Origin of the sequence: Microbispora sp. NPDC049633 (assembly GCF_040675265.1) — a bacterium.
Taxonomy (GTDB): Bacteria; Actinomycetota; Actinomycetes; order Streptosporangiales; family Streptosporangiaceae; genus Microbispora; species Microbispora maris.
This window is the reverse complement of sequence record NZ_JBFAOO010000355.1, coordinates 1-3,792: the sequence shown is the minus strand read 5'-3', so window position 1 is coordinate 3,792 and position 3,792 is coordinate 1. Positions and strand designations below refer to the sequence as shown.

The 3,792-nt window shown below is 76.3% G+C and carries 5 protein-coding genes; 4 read left to right on the top strand and 1 reads right to left on the bottom strand.

Annotated elements, in window-relative coordinates; translation table 11 throughout:
• Window positions 1–371: hypothetical protein (locus AB0J39_RS38685; RefSeq protein WP_363474066.1), on the bottom strand; the 371-nt coding region annotated here is incomplete at its 3' end.
• 92 nt (window positions 372–463) lie between these two features.
• On the opposite strand from AB0J39_RS38685, the gene AB0J39_RS38680 reads away from it, so the two are divergent.
• The 4 genes from AB0J39_RS38680 to AB0J39_RS38665 all read left to right on the top strand — a co-directional run.
• Window positions 464–1,108 carry a glycosyltransferase family 2 protein gene (locus tag AB0J39_RS38680; protein ID WP_182905429.1) on the top strand — a complete coding sequence of 215 codons (645 nt, stop codon included), beginning with the start codon at window positions 464–466 and terminating at the stop codon, window positions 1,106–1,108.
• Window positions 1,105–1,758, top strand: coding sequence for a TIGR04282 family arsenosugar biosynthesis glycosyltransferase (locus AB0J39_RS38675; RefSeq protein ID WP_363474064.1), 654 nt, complete (start codon window positions 1,105–1,107; stop codon window positions 1,756–1,758). The genes AB0J39_RS38680 and AB0J39_RS38675 overlap by 4 nt, the downstream gene beginning before the upstream one ends.
• Window positions 1,755–2,375 carry a methyltransferase domain-containing protein gene (locus AB0J39_RS38670; protein ID WP_363474062.1) on the top strand — a complete coding sequence of 207 codons (621 nt, stop codon included), beginning with the start codon at window positions 1,755–1,757 and terminating at the stop codon, window positions 2,373–2,375. Before AB0J39_RS38675 ends, AB0J39_RS38670 begins: the two co-directional genes overlap by 4 nt.
• Before the next feature lie 141 nt (window positions 2,376–2,516).
• Window positions 2,517–3,792, top strand: a 1,276-nt coding sequence (locus tag AB0J39_RS38665) for a DUF2079 domain-containing protein (RefSeq protein WP_363474060.1), incomplete at its 3' end; no start/stop codon positions are given.

Below are 3,792 nucleotides of genomic sequence, written 5' to 3'. Positions count from 1 at the left end.
GCCAGCCAGACCAGGGGGTAGAAGCACACGGCGCCTATCCAGGCCAGGTACTCCTGGGGGTGGGTGAACGGCCACGCGAGCCCCTCCCCCGACACGGCCAGCAGGACCGTCCAGGCGAGCGACGCGGCGAAGGCCGCCGCCAGTGCGGCGCGCATCGGCAGATGCGCGGTCAGCCGGGGCAGCACCGGGACCGCGACCACGGCGAAGGCCGCCGCCGGGAGCAGCGCGGCGGTGGGCAGGCGCGCCAGCGCGTGCAGCGGCGGGAGGTGGTCGATGCGCAGCACGCCGCGGGCGTGCAGCAGGCCGCCCGCCGCGAACGCGCCCGCCACCAGCGCCGCCCAGGCCGCCAGTGCCCGCTGTCGTGTCGTCACGGCCCACAGGCTAGGTTCGCCGGCGGCCTCCGGACCCCGCCGTAGTCACTTCGTAAGAACTGCGCGGCACCGGCGGCCCTAGCTTCTGCGGCATGCAGATCGATGTGGTGCTTCCCTGCCTCGACGAGGCGGCGGCGCTGCCCTGGGTGCTCGGCCGGATGCCGGACGGCTGCCGCGCCATCGTGGTGGACAACGGGTCCACGGACGGGTCGGCCGAGGTCGCCGCCCGGCACGGCGCGCTCGTGGTGACCGAGCCGCGGCCGGGCTTCGGCGCCGCCTGCCACGCGGGCCTCACCGCGGCGACCGCCCCCGTCGTGTGCTTCATGGACGCCGACGCCTCCCTCGACCCGCGGCAGGTGCCGTACGTCGCGGAGGGGGTGGTGAGCGGCGCCGCCGACCTCGTGCTGGGCCGCCGCAGGCCCGTCACCGGGTCGGCGTGGCCCGCGCACGCCCGGCTGGGCAACCGGGTGCTCGCCTGGCGGCTGCGCCGCCGCACCGGCGCCCCGCTGCACGACCTCGGCCCGATGCGGGCGGCCCGCCGTACGGCGTTGCTCGCCCTGGACCTGCGGGACCGGCGGTTCGGTTATCCGCTGGAGATGGTGCTGCGGGCGAGCGAGGCGGGCTGGCGCGTCGGCGAGGTCGAGGTGGACTACCTGCCGAGGGTGGGCCGGTCCAAGGTGACCGGGACCGTCCGCGGCACCGTCAGGACCGTCCGGGACATGTGGCGGGCGGCGTGAAGAGCGAGGCCACGGCGCAGCTCGTCGTCATCGCCAAGGCGCCCGTGCCGGGGGCGGTCAAGACGCGGCTCACGCCGCCGTACACCGCGCGGGAGGCCGCCGCGCTCGCGGAGGCGGCGCTGCGCGACACCCTGGCGGCCGTCGCCGCCGCCCCCGCCGCGCGCCGGGTGCTGGCCCTGCTCGGCGAGCCTGGGCCGTGGCTGCCCGCGGGGTACGACGTGGTCGCGCAGCGGGGCGACGACCTGGCCGCACGGCTGGCCGCCGCCTTCGCCGACGCCTGGGCGGCCCTGCCCGTCCCGTCCGTGCTGATCGGCATGGACACCCCGCAGGTCACTCCCGCTCTACTGGCCGAGGCGGGGCGGCTGCTGGGCGAGCACGAGGTCGTGGTCGGCCCGGCCGCCGACGGCGGGTTCTGGCTGCTCGGGCAGCGCAGGCCCGACCCCGCCCTGCTGGCCGGGCTGCCGATGTCCCGGCCCGACACCGGGCCGCTGCTGCTGGAGCGGATCCGCGCCGCGGGCGTGCGGGCCGCCCTGCTGCCCGAACTGACCGACGTGGACACCGCCGCCGACGCGCGCGCGGTGGCCGCGCTGGCCCCCTCCTCGCGGTTCGCGGCGGCGCTGGCGGCCCTCGGCACGGACGTCCCCGCGTGATCGGGCCCCTGTACGCGGAGTCGCTGGACGGCGCGCGGGTCGAGGTCGAGTCGGCGGACGGCGGGACGTGGCCGCTGGAGGCGCGGCGGTGGATCGACGGCGCGGAGGGGGACGAGGCCATGCTCGCCCGCTGCGCCGACCCCACGCTCGACGTGGGTTCGGGACCGGGGCGGCTGACCGTGGCGCTGACGAGGCGCGGGGTGCGGGCGCTCGGCATCGACGTGACTCCCCGGGCCGTCCGGCTCACCCGCCTCGCCGGCGGGCGGGCCCTGTGCCGTGACGTCTTCGGTCACGTACCCGGCGCCGGCCGCTGGGGCACCGTGCTGCTGGCCGACGGCAACATCGGCATCGGCGGCGACCCCGACGCCCTGCTGCGGCGGGTCCGCGAGCTGCTGCGGCCCGGCGGCGAGGTCGTCGCCGAGCTCGATCCGCCCGGCACCGCGACCCGTTCGGAGCGGGTCCGGCTGCGCCGGGAGGGCAGAGCCACCGCGTGGTTCGCCTGGGCGCGGGTCAGCGTGTCGGACATCGGCCCGCTGGCCGGGCGCAACGGCTTCCGCCCGGCGGAGGTGTGGAGCGAGGCCGGCCGCTGGTTCTCCGTCCTGACGCCGCACCGGTGAGGCGGGCCGGAGTTTTGCCGGCCGATGAGGGGAAACGGGGCGGCGGTCCCGGTCCATGCGGCGGCGCCGCCGATAACCTGCGCGGAAAGCAGGCGGAAGCGGACGACACGAATGCCCGGGATCGCGCGGATTGTCACCTGGATGGTCGCACGGCCGTCGCGGGCGCGGGGTCGAGACCTCGCCGACCGGGGCCGCGGCGCCCGAGAACGGACCGGAGGGAGCCGGGCCGCCGCAGACTGTCCCGACGGGAAGTGGAGCGGCGCGGACCTCGCCTTCGTCGGCGCCCTCACCGTCGCGGCGGCGGCGCTCTACGCGTTCTACTCGTGCCTGAGGCTGGCGCGTTTCCGGGCGGGCGCCTACGACCTGGTGATATTCGACCAGGCGGTCCGCTCGTACGCGCGCCTCCAGCCGCCCGTCTCGATGCTGAAAGGGGTGCACAACGGGTTCGGGCCGGGGTTCTGCGTGCTCGGCGACCACTGGTCTCCGGCGCTCGCGCTGCTGGCGCCGCTGTACCGGATCCACGACGGGCCCGCGACCCTGCTCGTCGCGCAGGCCGTTCTCCTCGCGCTGTCGATCCCGTTCGTGTGGGCGTACGCCTACCGCGCCTCCGCGGCGGTCACGGCCGGACGGCGCGTGGCCCATCCGGTTGCGATCGCCTACGCCCTGTCGTGGCCGATCGCCGAGGCCGTGGCCTTCGACTTCCACGAGGTGGCGTTCGTGCCGCTGCTCACGGCGGCCATGCTGGAGCGGTACCAGGCCGGGCGCAGGCGGGCGGCGCTCTTCGCGGGGCTGGCCCTTCTCCTGGTCAAGGAGGACATGGGCCTGCTGCTGGCCGGGTTCGGGCTGTTCCTCCTCACCCGTCGCCGCGACCGCGTCGCGGGGGCGCTGCTCGTCGCGGGCGGAACCGCCGCGACCCTGGTGGCGACGGGCATTCTCATCCCGCGCTTCGGGGGCAGAGCCGACTATTACTGGGCGTACTGGACGCTTGGCCCGGACCTCCCCCGGGCCGTGGTGCGTGCCGTCACACGCCCGGGCGACGTCGCCGCGCTGCTCGCCGACCCGCCGCTGAAGCTGCGGACACTCGTGCTGACGCTGACTCCCGTGCTGTTCACCGCCGTGCTGTCCCCGCTGGGCCTCGCTCTGCTGCCGCCGCTGCTGGAACGCATGCTCGCCAGCACCTACCCGAACTGGTGGACGCCGCGGTACCACTACACGGCCTTCGTCGTCGCGGTGGTCTTCGCCGCCGGGATCGACGGCGCGCAGCGGGCGGCCTCGCGTTCTCCCGGAAGGCCCGGAGTGTTCCTGCGGGTATGGGCGCTGCTGGCGCTCGCCGTCGCGTTCGCGCTCGTGCCGTTCTTCTCGTTCGGGGCGCTGTTCACGCCCGGCTTTCACGCGGAGACCGCCCGGACCCGCGCGG